Here is a 4,202-nt window from a genome sequence, read left to right as displayed (position 1 = left end):
GGTTTCGTCATAGGCGCCGGCGACCGCCGCTACCGCGGTCAACTGAGCGCGGTGCGGGCGCCGGTGGTCGAGCCGGAACTGCTGATGGCGTTCGTCTTCGGGGGCTAGAGCAATTCCGGGAAAAGTGTGAGCGGTTTCCGTGGAAAATTGCGTCAAACAAGAGTTAGAGCGCTCAAGACTCTCTGATGGGAACTTACGGCTGCACACCTTCACCAGGCGCGACCGTCGAAAGGCCGCCCTTGATATCCGCTATTTGAGCAGAACCGGTCTTCGCGCCATGGATCCACGCGCGATCGGTGCTGAACGAATACAGCGGCACGTAGGTCGGCAGGTCTGTGTCGCGGGAAACTACATTGCTCAAACTGTCGAGAATGAAGACGCCGCTGCCGGTGCTGACCGACAGCACGGCATGAAAGAAACCGCGCTTGCGATCCTGCAAGACGACCAGCGACATGCTCTGCGCCGGGATGCCTGCATGCAGCAGCGCGGCCATCTTGAGGATGGCGAAATCTTCGCAGTCCCCTGCCCGCCGCTCAAGGATTTCCCGGGGCTTGGCCCAGTAGTCGAGCTTGCCGTAAACCACGCTGTCCTTCTTGTAGGCGATGGCGCGATTTATACTTGAGTTGACGAAGGACAACTTGTCGATGAAGCGCTTGTTCCCGGCTGCCTTGACGATCTCGGCAAAGGCGCTGTTCTTGCGTTCGCACGCGCTGCTCGCGGTACAGTCGACAATTGCCTTGTAGACCGGCGCCCAGCGCGCCGAAACCGGGAAATTGCGCATCGACAGGGCAACAGAACCGAACACGCCGGGAATGATCGCCGCCGTCTGGATCGGGTCGATCCCGGCGGCGGGCGGCGCGATCGAAGAACCACGCTTTTCATCAACGGCAACAGGACCATAGCTGCTGAAAATCATGCCGATCCGGTAGGCTGAAACCGGCTGCCATGGCTGCGGCCGAGCCAGCGAAACGCCGCCGAGACTGGAAGGGGTTTCGACCGCCGCCAGAACTCCAGCGGCAGCGCCGGCATTCACGGTAATTGCTTTCGCGGATGATGGCTGCGGCAGGCTTGTGATCGCCATTGCCAGCAGGATGAGCCTGAGCCCGGTTATTCCCAGGGCAGATTTTTCTTTTTTCATGACGCCCACCTCTTGACTGTGGACGGTACCAATCTTGTCTCAAATTACTGGAAAGGAAGGTGGATAAGTTTCCTTCAATCGGGAATACCCACTTTGTGTAAAACTTTATTCAAATTTATACTTCTGTTTACCAATCCAGCTCAGCCGGCGGATATCAAACGAGGCGCGGCTCGGCCAATGCATATCAGATTATATCGTCCGGGTTTACCACACGTAAAAAATGCCGAGACTTGCATACCGGGATATATGAAATTGATTGCGGGACAGTTGCAAAGCAGAAGTCGTCACTGTCTCTATCCGGGAAATGCCGGAGGGGTTTGGCGATGACGACGAGTAACGATTTGGATACCGTCTCGAATTCTTGGGACGAGCACTCTTCACATGAACATGGCGGCCCGCCATCGCAGGCAGGCATCCAGGTAGCGCAGGCCGCTCAGGCGGCGCCTGCCGAGCCGGTACCGGTCGATGTCGGCAGTGGCGCACCCGTTCAGCCGGCAGCACCCGCGGAGGCGAAAGCGCCGGCGGCAGCCGCGCCGCATGAATACGTGGCCGACGCCAGCAACATCGTGAAACTTCCGGCGGACGTCTCCATCGACAACATCAAGGTCGACGGCCACAATCTGTTGCTGGAACAGGCCGACGGTTCAGTCATCCTCATCAAGGATGGCGCGCTCAACGTGCCGACCTTCATCATCGGTGATGTCGAAGTTCCGCGCGTGGCCTTGCTGGCCGCTCTTGAAGCGAGCCACGTCGATGTCGCCTTCGGTGCTGATGGTTCGATATCGGCCGGCCCGGGCGGTTCGAACCCAAGCGCCGGCGCAGACTTCTCGGTTCCCCCCGGTGGCATCGGCGACGGGTTCGGTCTTTCGGCACTGTTGCCTCCGACAGACCTGGCGTTCGGCCAGCCGGATCATCGCGAGCTGTTCCCAAGCCTGCGGCCGGATTCCACACCGTCGATCATCGACCTGACGCCTTCCGTCGAGGGCGGCGACACCATCGTCAATGAAAAGGGCCTGCCGGAAAGCCCTGGGCCGGAAGGTTCGGGCGAAGCGTCGGCGCCAGGCGTTGACGGCGACATCTCCGAACACAACACCGGCACCTTCACCATCGCCTCTCCCGACGGTGTCGGCTCGCTGACCATCGCCGGCCAGGTGATTTCGGGCGCGGCTCTTGCCAACAGCGCATCGACGCCGATCGACATCATCACGCCGCTCGGCAACACGCTGACCGTCAACGGCTACGACGCCAGCACAGGCCAGGTGAGCTACAGCTACACGCTCGTCCATAGCGCGACTCACCCCGACGCGGGGACAGATTCCATCTTCGACGACATGACGATGACGGTTACCGACACCGACGGAGACGTGTCCCTTCCGGGCACGCTGTCCGTTCAGATCGTCGACGACGTGCCGACGGCGCATGATGAGGCCTCGCAGTCGATTGCGGAAGGTGCCCCGGCGCTGACGGGCACGCTGGACTTCGTCGCCGGCGCCGACGGCGCGACGGTGACGCATATCAACGGCACGGCGCTGATCTTCGATGCCGGCACGGGTTACTCGCAGTTGATCGACATCGGCGCGGGCACCATCCAGGTGAAGGCGGACGGGTCCTACTCGTTCACGCCGGACGCTTCGGTGGATAACAGTTCCGGTCCGGTAGCTGTTAACGCGACCTACACTGTGACGGACGGCGATCTCGACACGTCGATGGCCAACATCGCCTTCACAATCACGGACGGCGCGGCCCCGGTTGCCGGCGCTCCGATCACGCTGGCGCTTGACGACCAGAACCTGAGTGACGGCTCGACGCCGGCCGGCGCTGACTTCGCCTCGAACTCGATCACCTTCACGCCGGGCTCGGATGCGATCGCCTCGATCGCCTTTGGCACCGACCTGAGCGGGTTGAACACCGCCAACTTGACCTGGACCCGGGTGTCGGACACCCAGATCGTCGGCAATGACGGCGCCGTGACTGTGGTGACGCTGGATCTGGCGGTTGCCAACAATGTGGCAACGGTGACGGCGACGCTGAACAACAATTACGATGCCCATCCTGGCATTAACGCCGACGACCTAGTCGATCTGGGCCATCTCGGCGTGGTTGCCACCGACACCGACGGCACCCAGGCGACAGGCACGGTCAACGTGACGGTGTCCGATGACGTGCCGACCGCGGTTACCGACATCGACAGCATCGGGGCCGGCCTGTTCGGCCCGGCCACCGGCAATGTGCTGGTTGGCGGAACCGATGCCCTCGACGGCAACACGACCGACGGGGTTGCCGATACCAAGGGCGCCGACGGCGCTGCCGTGGTCGGCGTCGTCGCCGGCGACACCAATGCCGCCCTCGACAATACCGCAACACTCGGCGTGCAGATCCAGGGTCTCTACGGCAAGCTGACGCTGGCCGCCGACGGCACCTACACCTATACCCGCGATGCCGGCTCCGCCGGTGGCCATGACGACGTCTTCACCTACACCATCAAGGACGGTGACGGCGACACCTCGCACACCACGCTGACCATCTCGATCGGCAACTCGCCGCCGGTGATCACCGACCTGACGCCGGCCGCCAACGGCGGCGACGTCACCGTCAACGAGGATGACCTCCTGGCCAGCCGCGGCGTTGGCGAATCGGCCGGCTCCGACACCTCGAAGGAAAGCACCACCCAGGGCGGCACCTTCACCATCTCCTCGCCCGACGGCATCGCCTCGCTGACCATCGACGGCCATGCCTTCATCACCAACGGCGTGTTCACCGCCAGCTCCTTCACCACCGCGCTCGGCAATACGCTGAACGTGACCGGCTACAATCCCGCAACCGGCACCGTCAGCTATACCTACACGCTGCTCGACAACGAGGCCCATGCTACCGGCGCCTCCACCAACAGCCTGTTCGAGAACCTTGCCGTCTCGCTCACCGACCAGGACGGCCAGAACGCCACAGGCACGCTGTCCGTCAACATCGTCGATGACGTGCCGACCGCGGTTGCCGACATCGACAGCATCGGGGCCGGCCTGTTCGGCCCGGCCACCGGCAATGTGCTGGTTGGCGGAACCGATGC

2 protein-coding genes and 1 pseudogene are annotated in these 4,202 nt (G+C 62.5%); 2 read left to right on the top strand and 1 reads right to left on the bottom strand.

Features of this window, described 5'->3' with window-relative positions; translation table 11 throughout:
* A pseudogene (locus NKI61_RS33040) lies at positions 1 to 108 on the top strand (ribbon-helix-helix domain-containing protein); the annotation flags it as partial.
* 85 nt (positions 109 to 193) lie between these two features.
* Here the strand turns inward: NKI61_RS33040 and NKI61_RS32380 are convergent.
* Complete coding sequence (locus tag NKI61_RS32380; RefSeq protein ID WP_023741865.1) at positions 194 to 1,138, bottom strand: transglutaminase-like cysteine peptidase; 945 nt, start codon at positions 1,136 to 1,138, stop codon at positions 194 to 196.
* Between the two features lie 323 nt (positions 1,139 to 1,461).
* Here NKI61_RS32380 and NKI61_RS32375 point away from each other — a divergent pair.
* A partial coding sequence (locus NKI61_RS32375; protein WP_352842355.1) for a beta strand repeat-containing protein occupies positions 1,462 to 4,202 on the top strand: 2,741 nt, incomplete at its 3' end.

It is taken from the genome of Mesorhizobium sp. M0514, from assembly GCF_040321145.1.
GTDB lineage: Bacteria > Pseudomonadota > Alphaproteobacteria > Rhizobiales > Rhizobiaceae > Mesorhizobium.
This window is presented reverse-complemented; position numbering and strand designations above follow the sequence as displayed.

What these genes read in the sequence shown, in the direction of transcription:
- NKI61_RS32380 (WP_023741865.1), bottom strand. Translation starts at nt 1,138, where the DNA reads ATGAAAAAAGAAAAATCTGCCCTGGGAATAACCGGGCTCAGGCTCATC.